Raw genomic sequence first — 23,191 nt, 5'->3', positions numbered from 1 at the left:
GCATCTGTTGCTGACCCACTGCTTTCGCGAGCAAGCCCGCTCCCACAGGGATTTATGTTGCTGCAAAGAGATTATTGCGTACCCGGTAACGCTCTCTTGATTGATCCAGGTTTGTCCCGCACCCGCCGCAAGGCATAAGCTTCGCCCCCTACGACTTTCGTCTCATCCGCTGTTTTCAGGAAAGGCCCCATGTCCAGTCAGTTCCCCGAAGCACGTCCCCGCCGTCTGCGCCGCAATGCGAGCCTGCGCAGTCTGTTCCAGGAAACCGAATTCAGCCTGAACGATCTGGTCCTGCCGATTTTCGTCGAGGAAGAGATCGACGACTTCGTGCCGATCACCAGCATGCCCGGCGTGCAGCGCATTCCCGAGCGCAAACTGGCCAGTGAAATCGAGCGCTATGCCCGTGCCGGCATCAAGTCGGTGATGACCTTTGGCGTGTCCCATCATCTGGATGCCAACGGCAGCGACACCTGGCGCGAAGACGGGCTGGTGTCGCGCATGTCGCGCATTGCCAAGGACGCCGTGCCGGACATGATCGTGATGTCCGACACCTGCTTCTGCGAGTACACCGATCATGGCCATTGCGGCGTGATGCACAACCACGAAGTCGACAACGACCAGACTCTGATCAACCTCGGCAAGCAAGCCGTGGCCGCCGCCCGCGCCGGGGCTGACGTGATCGCACCGTCGGCAGCAATGGACGGCCAGGTGCGCGCGATTCGCCAGGCGCTGGACGCCGCCGGCTTCACGCAGATTCCGATCATGGCCTATTCGACCAAATTCGCCTCGGCGCTGTATGGCCCGTTCCGCGAGGCCGGCGGCAGCGCGCTCAAGGGCGATCGCAAAAGCTATCAGATGAACCCGATGAATCGCCGCGAAGCCCTGCGCGAATCGCTGCTCGATGAGCAGGAAGGCGCCGATGCGCTGATGGTCAAGCCGGCTGGCGCGTACCTCGATATCATCCGCGACATTCGCCAGGCTTCGAACCTGCCATTGGCGGCATATCAGGTCAGCGGCGAGTACGCGATGATCAAGTTCGGCGCCCAGGCCGGGGCGATCGATGAAGATCGCGTGGTGCGCGAAAGCCTTGGCGCAATCAAGCGTGCCGGGGCGGATCTGATCTTCACTTACTTTGCGATGGATCTGGCACTGGCGGGAATTTAATCAACGCTGCAAATGCAACTGTGGGAGCGGGCTTGCTCGCGAATTCGGACTGTCAGGCAGCGCATCTGGCACTGACACACCGCCTTCGCGAGCAAGCCCGCTCCCACAGTTGAAGGGTGGTTTGTCAGTTGAAGAACGGGCGGATGCCGTGATCGCGGAAGTAGCGTTCGATCACTTTTGGATCGGCGCTGTTATCCGCCACCGCCACATAAGTATCCGGCCGCAACAGATAAAACCCGTTGCGCCCCAATCCCGCCGTTTCAAATGCCGGTCGCCAGTCGAACACATGCAGCGGCAAGTGATGTTCATTGCACCAGGCGATCATTTCGTCGCTGGTGTCGCCGTAGACATGCACCTGCCAGCACGGCTGCCGTAGCGGCTCGAAGTTATCTCCCTCGCCATCATGCGCCCACGGCAAGCGGTCACCGCCGTGCACGTGGCCCGCTTCGCCCTGGCTCAGCGGCATGCCGCGATAGTTTAGGGTGACTTGTGAGACCGTGCGAAACAGGAACTCGCGGCTGGCTTCGAACGAGGCCATTTTCGGTATCAGAAACGGCGCCACACGCATCCGTAGCAGGTCGGCCATGCGCCCCTCGGCGGTGACGAAACTGAACACCTTGTCGGTGGTGGACACCAGGCGGCGAGCGAAGGCGATGCGCTCGGTTTCGTAGGTGTCGAGCAGCCTCGGTTCGGCGCCACCACTGAGCACGGCGGCAAGTTTCCACGCCAGATTGATCGCATCGCCGATGCCGGTGTTCATACCCTGGCCACCGGCCGGACTGTGTACGTGGGCGGCATCGCCTAGCAGAAACGCCCGACCGCTGCGAAAGTGCTCCGCCACCCGGTGATGCACGCGGTAGGTGGAGAACCAGTGGACGTCTTCGATATGCACTTTCAGGTGTTCAATGGCGCGGCTGCTGACGTCGGAAAATTGCAGGGTGTCGGCGCGCTCGGCGCGTTCATCACGCACCGTGCCGATCAACCGCGCACGGCCTGCGCCGGCCAGCGGGAACACCGCGAGAAAGTCCGCTTCGTCGAGGTCCAGATGCAGCTCGCCATTCAGCGCCGGGCCGCTGGCCGTGACGTCGGCGACGTAGAAAATCTGCTGATAGGTACCGCCGGGAAAGTCGGTGTCGAGGGTTTTGCGCACCACCGAACGCGCACCGTCGCAACCGGCCAGATAACAGGCCTGACAGACTTCCTGGCGGCCATCGGGCAGGCGCAGATGGGCGGTGAGGGTGTCGCCGGTTTCTTCGAAGCTGTCCAGTGCGGTATTGCGCTCGACGCTGACGCCGTAGTCTTCCAGGCGCTCGAGCAGCAGCCGTTCGTGCTCGTCCTGCGGGAAAATTTCGACGAAGGCGTAGGGCGTCAAGCCTTCGCCGATGCGCTTGAGCGGCAACTGCGCAACCGCTTTGCCGTTGACCCAGAAATTCGCCGCCGCAACCTGATGGCCGCGACGCACGATGGTGTCGGTGAGGTCGAGTTGGCGGTAGAGCTCGAGGGTGCGTGCCTGCACCGCCAGCGCGCGGGAAGTGGTGCCGGGTGCCGAGGTCTTGTCGATGATGCGCACGCGCACGCCGAGTTTGCTCAGCCACAGGGCGAGGACCAGACCGGTCGGGCCGGCGCCGATGATCAGCACGTCGCTGCGGTTCATGGGGCTGTCCTCTTGTGGCTGTGCAGCAAGTATGGATCAGGTCGCCAGTTCCGGCCTCTTCGCGAGCAGGCTCGCTCCCACAGGGAGCGCATTCCAGTGTGGGAGCGAGCCTGCTCGCGAAGAAGCCGGATCAAGCATCACAAAAACCAGAAAGGCCCCGCAACTGTGAAGCTGCGGGGCCTTTTTACGACGCGATGACGCTTAGAAGTCGATCGTCCCCGACAACTTCGCCACTCGCGGTTCGCCCTGGGTCAGGTAGCCGCCCTGAGCCGATTCCCAGTACTTCTTGTTCGCCACGTTTTCAACGCCGAACCGCACGGTCACGTCCTTCTCCGACACCTTGAACGCATAACGCGCGCCCGCGTCGAAGCGGTTCCACGTTGGCAGGCTGAGGTTGTTCGCGGCATCAGCGTATTGCCCGCCGGTGCGCAGCATCCGCGCGTTCAGCGCGACGCCTTGCAGACCCGGCACGTCCCAATCCACGCCAGCGTTGAACTGGAAGGTCGGCACGCCGATGGCGTGGTTGCCGTCGTTGGCGCCGTTGAGGGTGTTTTTCAGTTCGGTGTCCATCAGGGTCAGGCCGCTGATCAGGCGCAGGCCGTCGATCGGCTCGCCGAACACGTTCATTTCCACACCTTTGTTGATCTGCTCGCCTTCACGCACGTAGGTACAAGTGGTGGCGCTGTTGATTTCGCAGTAGCCGTCGCTCGGCTGTTCGATGCGATAAACGCCCAGGCTCGCGCCGTAGGTGCCCATGTCGACCTTAACGCCCAGCTCGGTCTGCTTGGAGCGCTTCGGTGCGTAAACCTCGTTGCCATTGGTCACGCGGAAACCGCCGGAGCTGGTCGGCGAGGTCGGCCCTTGGGCCAGACCTTCGATGTGGTTGGCGTAGAACGACACATGCTCCCACGGCTTGAACACGATGCCGTACACCGGCGTGGTGATCGACTCGTCGTAGCTCGACGAGCGCGGGCCGCTACCGTAGCTGGCGTAGCTGTAACCCTGCACCACCAGTTGCTGACGGCGCAGACCGGCGGTGACCAGCAGGCGATCGTCGAAGAACCCGAGGGTGTCGGAAATCGCCACACTGCGGTTGAAGGTCTTGCCGACGATGCCCGGATCGTTGAGATCGCCGCCAGAGAAATTGCCGACCGGTGCCGGAGGAGTGATCGGATGGTAGATGTTGTTCGAGTAGCGGGTCAGGTCGAAGTCATAAGCACTGCGCTGCTCGGCCCAGATCCCGGTCAGGCCGAAATTCAGCTTGTGGCTGACCGGGCCGGTGTTGAATTTGCCGTTGAGGCCGGCCATGACGCTGGTGTTGTCCTCATCATGCGGGACGAACGAGCCAGTGGTGAACGAGGCGCCGCTGTTGCCGACCAGCGTGGTCGAGTTGTACCGGCCGACTTCACGGGTGTGCTTGGCGCCACCGGCGGCGTAGGCGGTCCAGTTGTCGTTGAGGTCGTACTCGGCGCGGAGCATGCCGAAGGTGTCTTCGATATCGGTGTAACCCCATTTCGGCGCGTAGTTGGTGTCCGCCGATGGCGCGTCCGGGATGTGCGTGGCGGTGCCGAGGTTGACCGAGCTGCGGCCGCCGTTGACGCGTTCCTTCTGATAGGCAAAGTCACCGGAAACCCGCAGCGCATCGCCGCGATAATCCAGGCCGATGGCGAACAGTTTCGAGCGCTGGTTCTCGTGATCAATGCCGGTGTCGCCTTCGCGCTGCGACAGGTTGACCCGCGCGCCGAAGCGGTTGTCTTCGCCGAAGCGCTGGCCGATGTCGAAGTGATGACCGATGCGGCCTTCGCTGTTGATGTCGGTGGTGTAACGGCGCAGCGGCACGTCGCCGGCACGCTTGGGTTGCAGGTTGACGCCGCCGCCGATGCCGGAACCGGTCGGGGTCACGCCGTTGATGAAGGCGTTGGGGCCTTTGAACACTTCCACGCGCTCCAGCGCATCGGTGGAAATGATCTGCCGGGGCAATACGCCGTAGAGGCCGTTATAGGAAATATCGTCGCCATTGAGCGGCAGGCCGCGAATCATGAAGACCTGCGCCTGGTTGGAGAAGCCCGAGGCCTGGCGCACGGAAGAATCGTTGAGCAGCACATCGGCGACGTTTTCCGCCTGCTGGTCCTGGATCAGCTGCTCGGTGTAGGACGCTGCGCTGAACGGCACGTCCATCATGTCTTGATTGCCGAGCACGCCCAGCTGACCGCCGCGCGCGACGTGACCGCCAGCGTAGACCGGGGGCAGGGCGTTGGGCGCAGGGGCCTGGGCATTGACGTTGACGTCGTCGAGCACCAGCGCTTTGCTGTTGTCTTCAGCAGCGTGGGCGGTGACGGTCAGGGAGCACAGCAGGGCAAGCAAAGTCGGGCGGAACGGAGCGCCGAGTCGAGCTGAAGCGGGCATGTCGGATACCTGGAGGCGAACGGCCAATGAAAAAATAAGGGCGGCGCGGAACTCCTTGCGCTAATGCGACTCCAGGCGCGAATGATAGGGTTTCGCAGTAACGTTTTGCAATCAGTTTGTCATCCGTAGGAGCTGCCGAAGGCTGCGATCTTTTGATCTTGCTTTTTGCAGATCAAGGTCAATCTCAAGATCAAAAGATCGCAGCCTGCGGCAGCTCCTACGCGGGTTGTGTATGGTGGTCTGGCTAATTTGATTGGATGGAGCAACATGCGATTACTCATTACTCTCGGCGCTTTGCTGCTGCTCGCCGGTTGCGCCAGCCAGCGCAGCAACGAACCGGCGCCGCGCCCGCCGGCTGAAGTGAAGGCTGAAATTGTTCGGCTGTTGCCGGCGAAAACTGCCGACCGTCAGGGCTGGGCCACGGACATCTACGCCGCGTTCGCCGCGCAAGGCATCAACACCACCACGCAGAATCTATGTTCGGTACTCGCCGTGGCCGAGCAGGAGTCGACTTTCCAGGCCGACCCGACGGTGCCCGGACTGGGCAAGATTGCCCGCGACGAGATCGATCGCCGCGCCGCCAAGGTGCACATCCCCAGCTTGTTGGTCAGCGGCGCTCTGCAAGTGCGCTCACCGAATGGCAAGAGCTACAGCGAACGTTTGAACGCGGCGCGCAGTGAAAAAGAGCTGAGCGCCATCTTTGACGACTTTATCGGCATGGTGCCGATGGGCCGCACGCTGTTCGGTGGCTTCAACCCGGTGCACACCGGCGGGCCGATGCAGGTCAGCATCGAATTTGCCGAGGAGCACGCCAAGGATTACCCGTACCCGGTGGACGGCACGATCCGCCGTGAAGTGTTCAGTCGGCGCGGCGGCATGTATTTCGGCATCGCCCACTTACTCGGCTACCCGGTGAATTACCGCGAGCCGCTGTATCGCTTCGCCGATTTCAACGCCGGCTGGTACGCCAGCCGCAATGCCGCGTTTCAGAATGCGGTCAGCCGCGCTTCCGGTATCCCGCTGACTCTGGACGGTGACCTGATTCGCTACGACTCGATCATGCCCGGCAGCACTGAACTGGCGGTGCGCACCCTCGGCAAGTCGCTGGGCATGCGCAACCCGACGATTCGCGATCAACTGGAGAAGGGCAAGACCCTGGAATTCGAGGAGACCAAACTCTATCAGCGCGTGTTCGAACTGGCGGAGCGGGCCGAAGGCAAAACGTTACCGCGCGCGGTATTGCCGGGGATTGTGCTGCAGAGTCCGAAGATCACCCGCAAACTCACCACAGCCTGGTTCGCCAAGCGCGTGGACGAGCGTTACAAGCGCTGCATGGCGAAGGCCGGATAAAAAGGCAGACATAAAAAACCCGGCTGCGGGGGCCGGGTTTCTCTGCGGTATTGCGCTTCAAACCGTGCATTCAGGCAACGCGACGTTCGATCAGACGATCCGAGCCACCTTCGGCAACACGGCGTTCGATCAGACGATCAGCACCACCTTCGGCAACACGGCGTTCGATCAGACGATCCGAACCACCTTCAGCAACGCGACGATCGATCAGACGATCCGAGCCACCTTCGGCAACGCGGCGTTCGATCAGACGATCAGCGCCACCTTCGGCAACGCGGCGTTCGATCAGGCGATCAGCTCCACCTTCGGCAACGCGGCGTTCGATCAGACGATCAGCACCACCTTCGGCAACACGGCGTTCGATCAGACGATCAGCACCACCCTCCGCAACACGGCGTTCGATCAGACGATCCGAACCACCTTCAGCCAGACGGCTTTCGATCAGTTTGTCCGAGCCGCCTTCGGCGATCATGGTGTGCGCCGGGGTGGCGGCGAAAGCGTTAACTGCGAAAACCGAGAAAGCAATGCTGAGGAGAGTCTGGCGTTTCATGATGGTGTGCTCCGGGGTGTTGTTGGTTGGTATGGAGCTGATGTTACGCCCGGAATTTTTTATGAGAACTTCATTGCCGTGATGGTGAACATCGACGTCGATGATGGTTGCGGACAACCGCGTAGCAGAGCCTCAGAGCACCTTCACCGCACGCCCGATCGCCTGAATCGGCCCGGTCGGTTTGCCGATCGGTGAGCCGTTGGCGCCTTCCAGGGTCAGCTCAAACAGCTGGTTCGGCTGTAACGGCGGCAACTTGTCCAGCGGCACCGACAACGCTTGCCCCGGTTTGACCAGTCCCAATGAAACCGGTGCCGACCAGCCGTCAGCCTTGGTCCAGAACTCCAGCGCCTTGTCCGCCGGCACCTCGACCACGCCCAGCGGAATCAACTGGATCTCGCGCGCATTGCTCGCCTGAATCACCCAGCCCGGGCCTTGTCCTGCGGCGCTACCAGCACCACCAGATAACTCGGTTTCGGCGCAGTCTGCGTCAGCAGCATGGTGCCGAGGATCAACGTCGCCGCCAGCCCGGCCGCACTCAAACCGCGCCACAGCGGCAGCAGGTTCCACCACGAGGTCAGCGGTTTCTTCACCGTCAGCCGTTCGAGACTGCGTTCGATGCGAGGCCATAGCTGCGCCGACGGTTGCTGAGGTTCGGCCAGATCGGTCAGCTCCAGCAGGCGCCGCTCCCAGGCATCCACCGCAGCACGCAATTCGTGATCGTTCGGCAGGCGCCGTTGCACCTCGCTGCGCTGCTCGAACGACAAGGTGCCGAGCACATATTCGCCGGCCAGTTCATCCCGTTCCTGCGCTGATTCGCCGGTCATCCCATGCACTCCCGCAAAGCATTGAGGCTGCGCTTGATCCACGCCTTGACCGTGCCCAGCGGCGTGTCGAGGCGCGCGGAAATCTGCGCGTGGCTGTAACCGTCGACGTAAGCGTGGAGGATGCAGCTGCGCCGCTGCGGTTCCAGTTGCTCGAGGCAGCGATGAATGCGTGCCGAGTGAACATCGACCGCCTCATCAGGCGCCGCTGACTCATGTTCTTCGCTGAACGGCGTTTCCCGACTTTGCTTGCGTAACTGATTCAAAGCCAGGTGCCGGGTCACGCTGAACATCCAGCCCCGCGCCGAACCGCGTGCCGGGTCGAACCCGGCCGCGCCGTTCCAGATCTTGATGAACGCCTCATGCACAATGTCCTCCGCCAGCGCCGTATCGCGCACCAGCCGCTTGGCCACGCCGAGCAGGCGCGGGCCTTCCTGCACATACAAATCGCGCAAAGCCGCGCGCTCGCCCCGGGCACAGGCGGCGAGGCGGGCTTCGTAATCGAAAACGGATTCGGCTAAAGGCATGGGGTGCAATCTAGCTCACATTTCCCAAACATCCAGACGCATTGTTCCCTGTGGGAGCGAGCCTGCTCGCGAATGCGGTGGGTCAGAAAGTAATAAGGCGACTGACACTCCGTCTTCGCGAGCAAGCTCGCTCCCACAGGATTGTGCACTGCTTCCGGATATCAGTTAGCCGCCCAGAAAATATAATCCGCCTGGTACTTCACCACTTCCTGCTTGCCCTTGTTCGCCATGGTGCACTCACTGCCCGGCGCGACGCCGCCTTTGAGCGCAACACGCTGGATATAGCTGACCCCGGTCATCGCGCCTTTGCCCTCGGCCGGATTGGCCTTGACCAGTTGATAGGGCAGGTTGCCCGGGCTCGACGGTGCCACGGCCAATTGCGTGCCGGTGACTTTCGAACCGTCCTTGGCTTGCCAGGTCGCTGGCGGGCCGAAATAGGTGCCGACCTGTTTGCCGCTGCGATCATTGAGCACCGCTTTCGGGCCGACAAAGGTCCACTCGGTCTGCCCGGCCATATTGGGTTTGTCGCGGCATTCGTAGGTGATCTCGCCAACCCCGGTGGTTTCCAGGGCAATCTTGTGCCCATCCGGCACCTTGATCGCGTCGGGATAACTGCTCTGGGCGAAGGTGGTCGCGGTGAAAGCGAGCAAACCGGTGAAGCCAATCAGCTGGGTGATGTTCATCCGATGATTCTCCGAAAAGGGTAGGGCGCTGACAGCACCAGAGTGGGCTGTTACAGGGACTACCCGTGGCGGAGGCGATTGGATGCAGTGCCGGAAAAATAAATTTCAAACACCACCGATCAAACCTGTGGGAGCGAGCCTGCTCCGGGCGGCGTTCCGACGAAAGCGTCGGGCCAGCCAGCACTTATGTGACGGATGCACCGCATTCGCGAGCAGGCTCGCTCCCACAAGATTTTGCATCTGGCGTGAACGATTATTTGACAGAATTTTCTACAGCAAACAAGCCAGCCATCTACCCTGTGCAAAGGCCTTATCGGGGGAACGGACATGTACCAGCTCTACGGGCACAAGAATTCCGGCGCGGCTGCCGTCGAGGCGGCATTGGAGTTGTGCCAGATCGCTTATCGCTTCATTGATACCGAAGCCAGCGCCGAGGCCGACGAGGCGCTGGGCAAACTCAATCCGCTGAAACAGATACCGACCCTGCAACTGCCGGACGGCAGCGCCATGACCGAAAGTGCGGCGATCCTGATTCACCTGGGCCTGACGTTTCCCAAGTCCGGCCTGCTGCCGAGCAAGGCTGCCGATCGTGATCAGGCGATTCGCGGCCTCGCCTATATCGTCAGCAATTGCTACGCGGCGGTCGGCATCATCGATTACCCCGAGCGCTGGCTGAGCACGCCCGACGAGAGCGCACGGCAAAACCTGATCGCCGGCACGCGCCAGCGCTTACACTTCAGTTGGGAGGTGTTTGCCGATCAGTTTTCCGGGGAGCTGTATCTGGATGATGAAACGCCCGGCGCGCTGGATGTGCTGGCGGCCGTGGTGAGCCGCTGGGCCGGCAGCCGCGAACACCTGCGCCAGAGCCGCCCGGGCTTTTATGCGTGGCTGCAAAGGATCGACCGGCACCCGGTGCTGGCACCGGTGTTTGAGCGGCATTGGCCGTCTCAGGGCTGACAATGGATCCCTGTGGGAGCGGGCTTGCTCGCGAAAGCAGTTTGTCAGCCAATGATGTATTGACTGACCCACCGCATTCGCGAGCAAGCCCGCTCCCACAGGGTCAAGTATGAGCGGAAGACCGGAAATTACTCCCCGCGAATGTATTGCTCCAGCTGTTTGATCAGCTCGGCCTGTTCAGCAATCGCTTCCTTCACCAGGTCGCCGATCGACAACAGGCCGATCAACTGGCCGTCCTCGACCACCGGCAAGTGGCGCAGGCGTTTGTCCGACATGATGCCCAGGCAAGTATCGACGGTTTGCCGGGTGTCGACGGTAATCACGTCCTTGACCATGATGTCGCGCACTGGCGTACCGACCGAAGAACGGCCATGCAGCACCAGTTTGCGCGCATAGTCGCGCTCGCTGATGATGCCGACCACTTTGTCGTCTTCGACCACCAGCAAGGCGCCGACGTTTTTCTCGGCCATCTTCATCAGCGCTTCGAGCACCATGTGATCGGGTTTGATCTGGTGCACTTCCTGATTTTTCTGATCTTTGAGCTTGAGCAGTTGGGCGACGGTCTTCATGGCGGTTACTCAGGTGTTGTCGTTGTTCATCAAGCATCGTAGACGTAGCCGCGCAGGGCAAGGTGGCAAAGCGGCAGTTAGCGTGCAAAAACGCCATTTGCCGCAAAAACATCTTTTATCGGTAAATGAAGCGTCTGTGGTTAGGGATTCATCCCCGTTGGCCTGCGCAGCAGGCCCTTTCATTAAAAGCGGGGCCGCTTCGCGGCCAGCGGGGATAAATCCCTCGCCACAGATAAATCCCTCGCCACAAATGCTGCGTAGAATGGCGTTCTGATTGAAACGTTGAGGTCGCAGTGGTGGATTTACAGCAGGGCTTCGTCCTGACCCGGCATTGGCGCGATACGCCGGCCGGCACCGAAGTCGAGTTCTGGCTGGCGACGGACGCCGGGCCGCGCCGCGTACGGCTGGCGCATCAGCCGTCGGTCGCGTTTATTCCCGCCGCACAGCGAGAAGCGGCCGAGCGGCTGTTGCACGATGAAAAGAATGTGGAACTGCGACCGTTGGCGCTGCTGGATTTTCAGCATCGTCCGGTGCTCGGTCTGTATTGCCAGCAGCACGGCCAGTTGATGCGTCTCGAAACCGCGCTCAACCGCGCCGGCGTCGACGTCTTTGAAGCCGACGTGCGCCCGCCGGAACGCTATCTGATGGAGCGCTTCATCACCGCGCCCGTGCTGTTCGGCGGTACGCCGGGTGCTGACGGCGTATTGGTCAACGCCCAGTTGAAACCTGATCCCGGCTACCGGCCGAAACTGCGTCTGGTCTCGCTCGACATCGAGACCACCGAAAACGGCGAGCTGTATTCGATTGCGCTGGAAGGCTGTGGCGAGCGCCAGGTGTACATGCTCGGCGCGCCGAACGGCGACGCCAGCATTGTCGATTTCGACCTCGAGTACTGCGATTCGCGCACGCTCATTCTGAAGAAGCTCAACGACTGGTTCACCCGCCACGACCCCGACGCGATCATTGGCTGGAACGTCGTCCAGTTCGATTTGCGCATCCTTCACGAACACGCGCGACGCCTCGGCGTGCCGCTGAAAATCGGCCGTGGCGGCGAAGAGATGCAGTGGCGCGAGCACGGCAGCCGTAATCATTATTTCGCCTCGGCCGCGGGGCGGCTGATCATCGATGGCATCGAGTCGTTGCGTTCGGCGACCTGGAGTTTCCCCTCGTTCAGCCTGGAAAACGTCGCGCAGACCCTGCTCGGCGAAGGCAAAGCGATCAACAACCCGTACCAGCGCATGGACGAGATCAATCGCATGTTCGCCGAGGACAAACCGGCGCTGGCCAAATACAACCTCAAAGACTGCGAGCTGGTTACGCGGATTTTCGCCAAGACCGAACTGCTGACGTTTTTGCTCGAACGCGCCAGCGTTACCGGTTTGCCGGCCGACCGCAGCGGTGGTTCGGTCGCCGCGTTCACCCATTTGTACATGCCGTTGATGCACCGCCAGGGTTTCGTTGCACCCAATCTGGGTACCAATCCACCGCAGGCCAGCCCCGGCGGGTTTGTCATGGATTCACGACCGGGGCTTTACGAATCGGTGTTGGTCCTCGATTACAAGAGCCTCTACCCGTCGATCATTCGCACCTTTCTGATCGACCCGGTGGGCTTGATCGAGGGCCTGCAACACTCGGACGACGCTGACTCGGTAGCGGGTTTTCGTGGCGCACGCTTCTCGCGCACCCGCCATTGTCTGCCGTCCATCGTGGCGCGAGTGGCCGAAGGGCGCGAGACCGCCAAACGCGAGCACAACGCGCCGCTGTCTCAGGCGCTAAAAATCATCATGAACGCCTTCTATGGCGTGCTCGGCTCCAGCGGTTGCCGGTTTTTCGATACCCGGCTGGCCTCGTCGATCACCTTGCGCGGCCACGAAATCATGCTGCGCACTCGCCAGTTGATCGAAGAGCAGGGCCACGCGGTGATTTACGGCGACACCGATTCAACCTTTGTCTGGCTGCGCAGCCTGCACGGTCAGGATGAAGCAGCGCAGATCGGCCATGCGCTAGTCAAACACGTCAACGACTGGTGGCGCGCGCATGTGCGTGAGAAATACGGGCTGGAAAGCGCGCTGGAATTGCAGTTCGAGATTCACTACAAGCGTTTTCTGATGCCGACGATTCGCGGCGCGGAGGAGGGCAGCAAGAAGCGCTACGCCGGACTCGTCACCCGCGCCGATGGCAGCGAAGAAATGGTCTACAAAGGCCTGGAAACCGTGCGCACCGACTGGTCGCTGCTGGCCCGGCAGTTTCAGCAAGAGCTGTATGAGCGGATTTTTCAGCGCAAGCCGTATCAGGAATACGTCCGCGACTACGTGCGCAAAACCCTCGCTGGCGAGTTCGATGATCGGCTGATCTATCGCAAGCGCCTGCGCCGTACCCTCGACGATTACGAACGCAACGTGCCGCCGCACGTCCGCGCGGCGCGGCTGGCCGATGACTACAACGCCGAGCAGGGGCGGCCCCGGCAGTATCAGAACGGCGGCTGGATCAGCTACGTCATCACCCTGGCCGGCCCGGAGCCGCTGGAGGTACGCCTCGCCGCCATCGACTACGACCACTACATCACCCGCCAGCTGCAACCGGTGGCGGATGCGATTCTGCCGTTTGTCGACGACGACTTCTCAACCCTGATCGGTGGGCAACTGGGCCTGTTTTGAGTCGAGCAGTTGCAGCGTCCATTCATCGAGAATGCCGTGGAAGTAACGCTCCAGCGCCTGATGGAACAGACTGTCCTCGGCGCTGAACTGGGCGTAAAGGGTCATCGAAGAATGAAATTTGAGGTCGTCGGGATGGCCGAAAATTTCAGCAATCGAGCGCTGCGGCACATTCAGGACCAGTTGTGTGCAGGTGCGCAGCCGCGCCCCGAGCAGTTCGTCGGCCAGGTAGGCCTGGGCTTCCTCGGCTGAACCAATGGCAAAGCGCCGGGCCATTTCACTGCCGCCCAATCCGGCGAATTGCGGAAAGACGAACCACATCCAGTGGCTGCGCTTGTGGCCCGTTTCGAGTTCACGCTGGACCCGTTCGAACACCGGGTCCTGTGCCTGGACAAAACGTTGCAGGTTGTACGGGTCGTGCAGATCTGTGCTTCTCATGGCGAAGCCCTCGCAGTCGGCAGCTCAGACCATCGCCAGCCGCTGCTTGCGTTGTGGCGCCGGGAACACCTTGTCCAGCGCCGCCAGATCCCCGGCGTCCAGTTGCAGCTGCGCCGCCTCGGCATTGAGTTGCACATGCTCCGGGCGCACAGCTTTGGGAATCGCAATCAAGCCGTCCTGGCGCAGGAGCCACGCCAGCGAAATCTGCGCCGGGGTGGCGTTGTGGCGGCTGGCAATGTCCCGCAGAACCGGCTCGGCGAGCATCGCGCCGCCCTGGCCGATCGGACAGTAAGCCATCAGCGGCAGGCGCTGATGCTGGCACCACGGCAGCAAATCGAATTCGATGCCGCGCTCCTCGAGGTTGTACAGCACCTGATTGGTGGCGCAGGCCGAGCTGGACAGTTCTTCGAGATCGTCGACATCGAAATTCGACACGCCCCAACGGCCGATTTTGCCGTCCTCGCGCAGGCGTTCGAAGGCTTCGACGGTTTCCTCCAGCGGATACTGACCGCGCCAGTGCAGCAGATACAGATCGATGTAGTCAGTGCCGAGCCGACGCAAACTGCGCTCGCAGGCTTGCGGGATGCCCTGGCGGCTGGCGTTGTGCGGGTAGACCTTGCTGACCAGAAAGACCTTGTCGCGATGACCGGCGATGGCTTCGCCGACCACCGTTTCGGCACCGCCCTCGGCATACATCTCTGCGGTGTCGATCAGGCTCATGCCCAGCTCGATGCCGGTGCGCAGTGCCGCCACTTCACGGCTGTGCGCCGAGCGATCCTCGCCCATGCGCCAGGTGCCCTGACCAATCACGGGAACCTGCACGCCGGCCAACTCAAGGGTACGCATTCAAACCTCCTGGCTTAAAGAGTCGATATCTTTAGTGGGCAGCAGGATAGAGCAAGGGTTCCCGTAAGGAAGGGGGAGTCAAGGATGAAACCGGATCAATTGTGGCGAGGGGATTGTGTGGTGAGGGATTTATCCCCGCTGGGCTGCGAAGCAGCCCCAAAAACCTGCAATAGAACGCTTTCTGATACAACGCGTGTTGCAGGATCGGGGCTGCTTCGCAGCCCAACGGGGATGAATCCCTCGCCACGGGGGCATGGCAGGTTACTTGGTGGAGAACTTCAGTATCACGCTGTGAGCATAAGTCTGCCCCGGATCAAGCCGCGTGCTCGGGAAGTCCGGCTGGTTCGGCGAATCCGGATAGTGCTGGGTCTCGAGGGTGAACGCGCCCCAGTGCGGATAGACCTTGCCGCCCTTGCCCTTGACCGTGCCGTCGAGGAAGTTGCTGGTGTAGAACTGCACGCCCGGCTCGGTGGTGAACAATTGCAGGACACGCCCGGATTGCGGGTCGCTGACTTCGGTGGCGAGCTTGCTGACATCGCCCTTGGTGTCCAGCGCCCAGTTGAAATCGAAGCCGCCCTGTTTCGGCTCGGCGAATTTCAGCTGCGGATGATCAGCCTTGATGTGCGTGCCGATCGCCGTCGGTTTGCTGAAGTCCATCGGCGTGCCGGCCACAGGCGCCAGCTCTCCGGTCGGGATCAGTTTCGCGGTGACCGGCGTGTAATGGCTGGAGTTGATCATGGCGACTTGCTTGAGAATGTCGCCATTGCCGGCGCCGGCCAGGTTGAAGTAGCTGTGGTTGGTCAGGTTGAGCACGGTCGGCTTGTCGGTGCTGGCCTTGTAGTCGATGCGCAGTTCGTTGTTGTCGGTCAGGCGATAGGTGACTTCGGTGGTCAGATTGCCCGGGAAACCCATCTCACCGTCGGCCGACAGATAGGTCAGGGTTACGCCAACCGAATCCTTGTCCTTGGTCTCTTTTGCCTTCCAGACTTTCTTGTCGAAACCTTCGGGGCCGCCGTGCAAGGCGTTGGATTTGTCGTTCTGCGGCACTTGATAGCGCTTGCCATCAAGTTCGAAAGCGCCTTCGGCCAGGCGATTGCCGAAGCGGCCGATGGTCGCGCCGAAGTACGCGGTGCCTTTCTGGTAACCCTGCACGTCGTCAAAACCCAACACGATGTCGTCGAACTTGCCGTGTTTGTCAGCGACTTTCAGCGCTTGCAGGGTCGCGCCGTAGGTGATGACGGTGGCTTGCATGCCGTGGCTGTTGCGCAGGATGTACTGTTCAACGGGCGTGCCGTCATTGGTTTTGCCGAAGGCTTTATGTTCAGCGGTCAGGCCCGCCGCGTTGGCGGAAAGGGTAGCGATCATCAGGGACAGTCCGAGGCCGGAGAGCAGGTGACGGGATTGAAGCATGGTTGACCTTCCTTTTTGTTGTTGTTTTCGTATTGACCGTAGGAGCTGCCGAAGGCAGCGCCTACCTGTCACTAGTCATGCTATTTGAGTAGAGAGAGAAGATTTATAGCGGATTTACCGGTGTTGGCAAGTATAAAGTCCGACTAATTGCCGGGCCGGGAATCACCGAAGGTCGGTAAACGTCCCAGGCACTGCACTTTTTCGCAATCGGTGGCTCTATGCATGGCCAGGATGCGGTGACTCCCGCCGCACAGGAATGTGCCTGTCCGAGATTACATGTCGAGTGTTTTTGCCCTGATCACCGTCGCTCACCGCCGCCCGTGCCTGCTGCTGGCCTGCCTGGTCTCGCTGTTGCTCGGCGGCTGCAGCCACCAGAACGGCAACGGCTTCTTCAATCAGATGCGTGAAGGGCAACCGCAGGAATTTTTGCAGACCAGCGTCGACCGCATGGCCACTCTGGCGATGCGCGACAACCTCGACAGCCTTTACCGGCTGATGGGCAAGCTCTATTTGCGCAACCCGGAAGAGCTGCGAAAATCCGGCTTCCTCACCGTCAACGCCGCCGTGAAACAGGTGCGTCTCGCCGTCGAGCAGCAGCAACCGTTGCCCGTGCTGGGCGGGCGCAAGGACCTGGCGGCGCTGAGCTATGCGATGAGCCCGGAGTTCCTCGGCGACCGCGTCGGCGCCTTCATCTACGCGATCGGCAGCATGCTGGTTACCGCCCACGGCAATCGCACCGAGTTCTACATGACCGACGCGATCAACCCGACGTTCGTGCACAACGCCGCGCGCAACATCGAAAAAGCCATGTGGATTTTGTCGCAACGACAGAACAAGGAAGGCCAGCCATTGCTGTTCTCCAACGAAATCTCGGAGGAGGGCAGCAACCTCAGCTTCGCCACCGAATTCAGCAAAATCGTCGCGCGCCTGGATCTGCTCACGCAGATGCTCGATGAGCGCTATCGCAGGATCGGCCTGAATTACGCGCAGAGTCTGCTGTTCCTGAATTTCTTGCCGGTGCAGTGAGCTGTAGCGCAAAGCCCCCACAGGGATCTACGGTGAGTTCGATATGGCATAACGATAGACCGCATCGATATATGTGGTTATAAGAAAAATCGCTATGCTGCGGGCCAGATTTTTCCTGTCGTTTTTTGGACGCTTGAATGGAATTGGCAAATTTCGGCCTGGTGATTGCCGGGCTGGTAGTAGGGTTCATCGTCGGCATGACCGGTGTCGGCGGCGGTTCGTTGATGACGCCGATCCTGCTGTGGTTCGGTATCAACCCGGCGACGGCAGTGGGGACTGACCTGTTGTACGCCGCGATCACCAAATCCAGCGGCGTCCTCGTTCACAGGAAGAACAAGAATATCGATTGGGCCATCACCGGCTGGCTGACCCTTGGCAGCGTACCGGCCGTGGCCATGACCCTGTGGTTCCTCAGCACCCTGCACACCGCGCCGGACGCGATGAACGCCATCATCAAACAGGCGCTCGGCTTCGTCCTGTTCGCCACCGCCCTGGCAATCTTCTTCAAGAAACGCTTGCTCGAATTCGCCCACAAACGCGCGGGTGGCAACTACAACCCGAGCGGTTCGCGCCTGAATATCATGACGGTGATCACCGGTCTGATCCTCGGCACCATGGTCGCGCTGACCTCGATCGGCGCCGGCGCACTCGGCACCGTCGCCTTGTTCATCCTCTACCCGCTACTGCCAACCCGCCGCCTGGTCGGCACCGAAATCGCCCACGCCGTACCACTGACCCTCGTCGCCGGCCTCGGCCACGCCAGCATGGGCAACATGGATTGGGGCGTGCTGGGTTTCCTGCTGATGGGCTCGCTGCCCGGCATCTGGCTCGGCAGCCACCTGACCGGTCGCATCTCCGACGAAGTCCTGCGCCCGTGCCTGGCGACGATGCTGGTGTTGATTGGTTACAAGTTGGCGTTCTGAGTCAGCCTGGAGAAAACACTTCCAATGCAGCGGCTGTAGGGATGTGCCGATGATCGCTCGCGCCATGTTGCGCAAAGTTCTCCCTGACCTAAGCTTCTGACAGGGCAATGCCTTTTGCCAGACGCCGCCGGAACAATCGCCACGATGCGCAATCAGTAGTGCGTGGATATCAAAAGGAGATGCGCATGCTCATCAGGTCCCTGACCCTGACCCTCTTGCTGGCAATCGCCGGCCCCCTGTTCGCCGCCGACAGCGATTCACCCCTGGCCGGGGACGTGGGCCGCGCCCGCCCGCTGATCGTGATTGCGCAAAGCACCGTCGACCCGGTGTGGCTGAGCCTGAAAAAGGCACTGGAAGACCCGGCCAACAAAAAGGGCGTCACCGACCGCAACATCAAGGTCTACACCATTCTCAGCATGTCCGGCCAGCTCGACGGCAAGGACATGGGCCAGCAGGACACCATGGCCCTGCTGCGCTCGCTGAAGCTCGGCGCGGGGGCTTATCCGAAAGTGTTCCTGGTGGGCAAGGACGGCGAAACCAAGCTCTCCGCCTCGGGTGATGAAGCCAAGGCATTGAGCCTGGCGAAAATCTTCGAAACCATCGACGCCATGCCCATGGCCGAAAAAGAAGCCGCCGCTGCGGCCGCCGCACAAACGCCTGCCACCACCGAGCCGGAACCGGCTAAAGGCGCGAAGGGCAGCAAACCGGCAAAACCGAGCAAGCCGCCGCAGATGCCGGATGATTGATCGGTTTTTGAGAGATGTTTCATAAGCGTAAAAAAGGGGCGAGAAGATTTATCTTCTCGCCCCTTTTTACGCTGGCATCTGGCGAATGATGTTTACTAGCACGGGCGAGAAGGGTTCGAGCTTTTGCGCTTTCGGCAGAAGTAAATCATCCAGGAGCAGGTCGAGTATTTCCTTGTCTTCAATCTCCGGCAATTCGCCGGGTTGGACCCCAACCTTATAAATCAGCGCTTCAACCAAGGTTCTTCTTCTGCCGATAAGAGCGCGATTGCTCTCTTCGGTGTGGCCCAGATTCAACGTTTCTATGGCATCTTTTGCGCGTGCAGTTTTTCCCGCGACCAAGCCTGAAAGGTAAAACTTGAGTTCGGTTTCACACTCATCCATGAAAGGAGTCAGCCCCAACGGCTGCGTTCCTCGACCGTGCCCGCAATGAGGGCGATTCTCGCAACTGGCTACGATGTTGGTGAAATCCAATGTGCGGTTGTGGACGCGATTCTGAGCTTCAACATGCTCATTGTGGGAACCATCGACCGTGATGGACTGACAGCAATAAGCGCAAAGTCCGAACTGCTCGGTGACGCAAGCGGCCCTGACGGTTTGACGTTCTTCGTGCGGAAGGTCAGGGTAGGTGGCGGTCTTGTTTTTCAGCTTCCATTTCGCAAATGAGTCCGGCTCAGCTCCTTTGATTATCTTACGCACGACGCAACTCCAGCTTGCGGATCAGTAGAGCGGCTTTCGCTAGTTCGATATGACCTTCGGGGAGCTCTGAGGAAAGCTCAGCGAACAGCAATTTGGCTTTATCCAGATTTCCATCCTGTACTTCCTTCAGGAGCCGATTCAGGCGCTTCTGCACGTCGCTGTTGCGGATATCGGTGTCCATGACTTCCAGCAGTATCTGATTGGCGTCGAGTCCGTAAAGGCCGTTGTGTTCGTGGAGTTCGCCGTCATTGAGTACGTAAACCAGCACCTCCTTAGCATCGCTGATGACGAGGGGGAGTGGGTAGTTAGTACGAACTGGCAGTTCGGGAACGTTTCGCTCAACTGACGGATCAGGCTGCGTTGCCACTTCGGGTGCAGGTGCAAATCGACCTCGTCGATGAGCACGATGCCGTCACCGTGCAGTGGGTTTTCCATCGATTGATTCATCATCGCCAAACGACGAGCAATATCGCCGACGAGTGCCATTATCGATTTCTCACCTTGAGAGAGTTGGGCGACGTTTAGAGTGACGCCGTCCTTATCTATTGCCATGTGTAGTCGTGGTTTGCGTTTGACGCGCAGATTGCTAAAGCCTGGCATAAATGCGCTTATGGCTGAGCGTACCGCTATTAGTTGGCGATCTCTGGTGGATGCCCTTAACTCGGCAAGAGTCTTCCATACGTCACTGTTTGAACCGAATATTTCAGAAATTTCGGTCAGTGCGGTATCTGAAATACCTGTCTCGTTCTCACTGTCTTCGCGCTGGCGAAACCATTCGAAAAAACGGCGAAAATCAACGCCTCTGTTGAGTGAGTTATCGTAACCATCGAGTTGGTCAAAGGAATGTTTGGTGCGAATTTTTAGCGGTATTTCAAGAACGGAGCGTTCAACTGGGTAGTAGGCAATCAGTGGTAGGGAAGCGCTGTCGTCGCCTAAAAGTTGAGTGCGATAGTGATCGGCTACTAAGGTAGCGTCCGCCAACACGCTATGAGACGCAGACTTTCGTCCTCTTTTGCCGCGGGCAACTGTCCAGCTAAACAAAATTTCTTTTGCCCATTCCTCAAGTGTTTCGGACTGCGCATTGCATGTGTCGATCACAGCGACGTTAATCATCGCAATAGAACTATTGTTACGAATAACATCATCAGTTATGGGACTTCCGACACCTTTTTCGGAACGGATCCTGGCGACCAGCCAGCTCAAGGATGTCGCAAGCGATTTCAAAACCGTGGTTTTGCCAGCCCCGTTGTTCCCCACCAACACTGTCACATTGGATGGATTCTTGGAGGTCGGTGCCAAGTAGATCGTCAGATCGGCGAACCGGCCGACATCGGTAAGGCTTAGGCTGAAAACTTGCAATGCGTCACCCTTAGATTCTGTCGATATGAAGTTATGCGCATTATGTCATCACCGTCCCCGGATTGAATCGATCAGTGTAGATACAACGAATTTATCCGCTAATCAAAACTCGTTGCAGGATGTGCCTGCCGAAATGTCTGACACAAATCGCCTTCAATCTCTGTGGATTTTTCCTGCAAGACGCGGCGGCCGTGGTGAACTGGTGCGTTGTGGCGCAGGGGGATAACCTCTTTTGGCCGCTGAAAAACACAGTGGTCGGATGTGGAAGTCCGGTTGTTCGGTTACATCCATCAATGTCTCAAAAGCGCATGTCGACGGGTTTTATGTCAACATCGCCGCGTTTTGGCGGCTGTGCGCAGGAGCACTCTCGAGTGCGCCGGGTATTGGTGGATTGGCCTGGTCTTCCACACCTGCGTACAGCTGCCACCCTCATGTGGAAGTGAGACAGGTAGTGTTTCCTACAATCCACAACGGTAATCAACACATGAAAAAACACACTCCAAATCCCCCGAATCCCCCATGGATTCAAGCTCCTTCGACTCCAATAACCCGCGTCTGCGCCACCCCGGCCAACCCGATCCCATCAGCCACGTCTTCACCATTCTCCCCGACATCGACACGGCGACACTGCTGAGCCATGCTTGCGAAACCCTTGCCTCACTGAACGTACTGACCACCGACCTTGCCTGTGAATTGAGCGGTGCGCAGCGCAGCCTGACGTTGTCGATCCAGCAGTTGGCGGTGGTCGGTGAACTGCTGGTCAACCGCGCGCTGGACAATCTCGATTCACCCGCAACGGCGACTCAACATTGAACAGGAGGTTCTACCATGGCGCGCTACATACCGATCACCGGGATTGACTGCAAAATTCCCTGTGTGCTGATCGACAGCGAAGCCCCCATCGACGTGTTGCACGGCACCGCGGCTTACCGCTTGCGCTGTGTGACGCAGCTGATGGAGAGCCTTTCGCTGGACGAGGGCAAGGGACACGATGCATTGCTGTTGCAGGATTTCGCCCGGGTGCTGGCGATTCCGTTGCGCGATAGCTGTGACTTGATGGATGTCATTGGCTGGCGCTTGCAGGCGCAGCTTTAAGCGCTGAAACGAAAAAGATCGCAGCCTGCGGCAGCTCCACCATCAACCGAGTGAAAACCCGATCCTATAGGAGCCGCCGCAGGCTGCGATCTTTTGCTCTTAATCCGCCAACGCCTCGAAAACCGTGTGCGCAATCTTCACCCGTTCGACGTTCGGGTAGTTTTTGTTGGCAAGAATCACGATGCCCATGTCCCGCGACGGCACAAACGCTACATACGCGCCAAAGCCTCGTGTTGAACCGGTTTTGTTGAACAGCACATTGGCCGGTTCAGTTTGCGGTGGAGTCAGCCACTCGACTTTGTGCGGCTCCATGGCCATTGGGGTCGAGTTGCCGTTCTGCAGTTTTTCCAGACTGATCGGGTAGGTGTAGCGCTCCCAGCCCAGGCCTTGGGTCATGTCGCCGACGCGGTAATAACCGATGTGGGTGTTGGCGATGGCTTGGTGCAGATCCGGCGCGAGGCTGGCCGGTTTCAGCTGTGCCTGAACGTAGCGCAGCAGGTCGGCGGCGCTGGTTTTGATGCCGTAGGCTTCGGCGTCGAGGGCGCCGGGGCTGACGCGTACCGGTTGGTCGGCGCTGTCGTAGCCTTGGGCGTAAAGCTTCGACTGCGCTGCCGGCACGCTGAGGAAGGTGTGCTGCAAGCCGAGTTTCGGCAGCAGGGTTTGCGTCATGGCCTGGTCGAACGGCTGGCCGAGGCTTTTCGCCGTCAGGTAGCCGAACAGGCCCAGGCTCGGGTTGGAATACAGGCGATGGCTGCCGGCGGGAAACTGCGGTTTCCATTGTTGGTAATAGCCGAGCATCCTGTCGGAAGAATCCGCCTCAGCAGGAAATTGCAACGGCAGACCGCCAGCACTGTAGGTGCCCAGTTGCAGCACGCTGATGTTGTCGAAGGCGCTGCCCTTGAGCTCCGGCCAGAGTTGGCTGGCCTTGCTCGACAGGTCGAGTTTGCCTGTGGCCTGGGCGTAACCGGCGAGGGTGGCGGTGAAGGTTTTACTCACCGAGCCGACTTCGAACAAGGTGTTTTCGCTGACCTTTTTCCGGTGTCTTTCGCGGCGACTCCGTAGTTAAAGTAATGCGCCTGGCCGTTCAGCGTGATCGCCACGGTCAGCCCCGGAATGCTGTTTTGTTGCATCACCGGGGTCACGGCTTGGCTGATCAGTGCCTGCAATTGCGCATCGCTCGGCGTGACGGCATGACTGGCAGCGCTGACGAACAGCAGGGTGAAAGCACTATAGAAAAAGGCCTTGCTCGGTTTTAAGAAACGCATGAGTGAATCACTCTCCATGAGTGTTGATTGTTGTATCCCGCTACACTGCGGG

Annotated in this window: 20 protein-coding genes and 2 pseudogenes; 9 read left to right on the top strand and 13 right to left on the bottom strand. The window is 60.0% G+C overall.

The annotated features are described in order from the left end of the window. Positions 1-189: 189 nt before the first annotated feature. A complete protein-coding gene (gene hemB, locus LJU32_22115; GenBank protein WKV88177.1) occupies positions 190-1,164 on the top strand; it encodes a porphobilinogen synthase in 975 nt (324 codons plus the stop codon). Positions 1,165-1,288: 124 nt separating this feature from the next. Here hemB and LJU32_22110 read toward each other — a convergent pair whose 3' ends face one another. Continuing rightward, the gene (locus LJU32_22110; protein ID WKV88176.1) at positions 1,289-2,818 is read right to left on the bottom strand and encodes an FAD-dependent monooxygenase; all 1,530 of its coding nucleotides are present in this window, start codon (positions 2,816-2,818) and stop codon (positions 1,289-1,291) included. Between the two features lie 201 nt (positions 2,819-3,019). Further along, positions 3,020-5,224 (bottom strand): TonB-dependent siderophore receptor, encoded by a 2,205-nt coding sequence (locus tag LJU32_22105; GenBank protein ID WKV88175.1) that lies wholly within the window; start codon positions 5,222-5,224, stop codon positions 3,020-3,022. Between the two features lie 267 nt (positions 5,225-5,491). Here LJU32_22105 and LJU32_22100 point away from each other — a divergent pair, with 267 nt between their 5' ends. After that, positions 5,492-6,574 (top strand): DUF1615 domain-containing protein, encoded by a 1,083-nt coding sequence (locus LJU32_22100; GenBank protein ID WKV88174.1) that lies wholly within the window; start codon positions 5,492-5,494, stop codon positions 6,572-6,574. 70 nt (positions 6,575-6,644) lie between these two features. On the opposite strand, the gene LJU32_22095 is transcribed toward LJU32_22100, so the two are convergent. The 4 genes from LJU32_22095 to LJU32_22080 form a co-directional block, all read right to left on the bottom strand. Further along, a complete protein-coding gene (locus LJU32_22095; GenBank protein ID WKV88173.1) occupies positions 6,645-7,124 on the bottom strand; it encodes a phage infection protein in 480 nt (159 codons plus the stop codon). A gap of 132 nt (positions 7,125-7,256) precedes the next feature. Beyond that, positions 7,257-7,814: an anti-sigma factor gene (locus LJU32_22090; GenBank protein WKV91170.1), complete on the bottom strand. Its 558-nt coding sequence runs from the start codon at positions 7,812-7,814 to the stop codon at positions 7,257-7,259. A 130-nt stretch (positions 7,815-7,944) separates the two neighbouring features. After that, positions 7,945-8,472, bottom strand: a complete 528-nt coding sequence (locus LJU32_22085) for a sigma-70 family RNA polymerase sigma factor (protein WKV88172.1) — start codon at positions 8,470-8,472, stop codon at positions 7,945-7,947. A 161-nt stretch (positions 8,473-8,633) separates the two neighbouring features. Next, positions 8,634-9,155, bottom strand: coding sequence for a DUF3455 domain-containing protein (locus LJU32_22080; GenBank protein WKV88171.1), 522 nt, complete (start codon positions 9,153-9,155; stop codon positions 8,634-8,636). A gap of 327 nt (positions 9,156-9,482) precedes the next feature. Between LJU32_22080 and LJU32_22075 the strand changes: the two genes are divergently transcribed. Further along, positions 9,483-10,112 carry a glutathione S-transferase N-terminal domain-containing protein gene (locus tag LJU32_22075; protein WKV88170.1) on the top strand — a complete coding sequence of 210 codons (630 nt, stop codon included), beginning with the start codon at positions 9,483-9,485 and terminating at the stop codon, positions 10,110-10,112. A 128-nt stretch (positions 10,113-10,240) separates the two neighbouring features. On the opposite strand, the gene LJU32_22070 is transcribed toward LJU32_22075, so the two are convergent. Next, on the bottom strand, positions 10,241-10,681 hold the full coding sequence (locus LJU32_22070; GenBank protein WKV88169.1) for a CBS domain-containing protein: 441 nt from the start codon (positions 10,679-10,681) through the stop codon (positions 10,241-10,243). Positions 10,682-10,977: 296 nt separating this feature from the next. On the opposite strand from LJU32_22070, the gene LJU32_22065 reads away from it, so the two are divergent. Beyond that, the gene (locus tag LJU32_22065; protein ID WKV88168.1) at positions 10,978-13,338 is read left to right on the top strand and encodes a DNA polymerase II; all 2,361 of its coding nucleotides are present in this window, start codon (positions 10,978-10,980) and stop codon (positions 13,336-13,338) included. Here the strand turns inward: LJU32_22065 and LJU32_22060 are convergent. The 3 genes from LJU32_22060 to LJU32_22050 form a co-directional block, all read right to left on the bottom strand. Next, positions 13,303-13,773 (bottom strand): DUF1810 domain-containing protein, encoded by a 471-nt coding sequence (locus LJU32_22060; protein WKV88167.1) that lies wholly within the window; start codon positions 13,771-13,773, stop codon positions 13,303-13,305. The two genes, LJU32_22065 and LJU32_22060, sit on opposite strands and share 36 nt — an antisense overlap. Positions 13,774-13,797: 24 nt before the next feature. Then, positions 13,798-14,619 (bottom strand): aldo/keto reductase, encoded by an 822-nt coding sequence (locus LJU32_22055; GenBank protein WKV88166.1) that lies wholly within the window; start codon positions 14,617-14,619, stop codon positions 13,798-13,800. Between the two features lie 261 nt (positions 14,620-14,880). Next, positions 14,881-16,029, bottom strand: a complete 1,149-nt coding sequence (locus LJU32_22050; GenBank protein ID WKV88165.1) for a galactose mutarotase — start codon at positions 16,027-16,029, stop codon at positions 14,881-14,883. Positions 16,030-16,305: 276 nt separating this feature from the next. On the opposite strand from LJU32_22050, the gene LJU32_22045 reads away from it, so the two are divergent. From LJU32_22045 to LJU32_22035, 3 genes are all read left to right on the top strand, one after another. Beyond that, the gene (locus LJU32_22045; protein ID WKV88164.1) at positions 16,306-17,055 is read left to right on the top strand and encodes a hypothetical protein; all 750 of its coding nucleotides are present in this window, start codon (positions 16,306-16,308) and stop codon (positions 17,053-17,055) included. Between the two features lie 137 nt (positions 17,056-17,192). Beyond that, entirely contained in the window at positions 17,193-17,978 is a 786-nt protein-coding gene (locus LJU32_22040) for a sulfite exporter TauE/SafE family protein (GenBank protein ID WKV88163.1), read from the top strand. Between the two features lie 185 nt (positions 17,979-18,163). Continuing rightward, on the top strand, positions 18,164-18,724 hold the full coding sequence (locus LJU32_22035; GenBank protein ID WKV88162.1) for a DUF4174 domain-containing protein: 561 nt from the start codon (positions 18,164-18,166) through the stop codon (positions 18,722-18,724). A gap of 66 nt (positions 18,725-18,790) precedes the next feature. On the opposite strand, the gene LJU32_22030 is transcribed toward LJU32_22035, so the two are convergent. Continuing rightward, a complete protein-coding gene (locus tag LJU32_22030) occupies positions 18,791-19,420 on the bottom strand; it encodes a TIGR02646 family protein (GenBank protein ID WKV88161.1) in 630 nt (209 codons plus the stop codon). Further along, a pseudogene (locus LJU32_22025) lies at positions 19,413-20,779 on the bottom strand (AAA family ATPase). Before LJU32_22025 ends, LJU32_22030 begins: the two are co-directional and overlap by 8 nt. A 519-nt stretch (positions 20,780-21,298) precedes the next feature. On the opposite strand from LJU32_22025, the gene LJU32_22020 reads away from it, so the two are divergent. Both LJU32_22020 and LJU32_22015 read left to right on the top strand, forming a co-directional pair. Continuing rightward, the gene (locus tag LJU32_22020; protein WKV88160.1) at positions 21,299-21,592 is read left to right on the top strand and encodes a DUF6124 family protein; all 294 of its coding nucleotides are present in this window, start codon (positions 21,299-21,301) and stop codon (positions 21,590-21,592) included. A 15-nt stretch (positions 21,593-21,607) separates the two neighbouring features. Beyond that, on the top strand, positions 21,608-21,874 hold the full coding sequence (locus tag LJU32_22015) for a hypothetical protein (GenBank protein WKV88159.1): 267 nt from the start codon (positions 21,608-21,610) through the stop codon (positions 21,872-21,874). Between the two features lie 99 nt (positions 21,875-21,973). Here the strand turns inward: LJU32_22015 and LJU32_22010 are convergent. After that, positions 21,974-23,157: pseudogene (locus LJU32_22010) on the bottom strand (beta-lactamase). Positions 23,158-23,191 lie beyond the last annotated feature (34 nt).

The sequence above is a fragment of the Pseudomonas sp. B21_DOA genome (genome assembly GCA_030544685.1).
GTDB lineage: Bacteria > Pseudomonadota > Gammaproteobacteria > Pseudomonadales > Pseudomonadaceae > Aquipseudomonas > Aquipseudomonas fluorescens_AO.
This window is presented reverse-complemented; position numbering and strand designations above follow the sequence as displayed.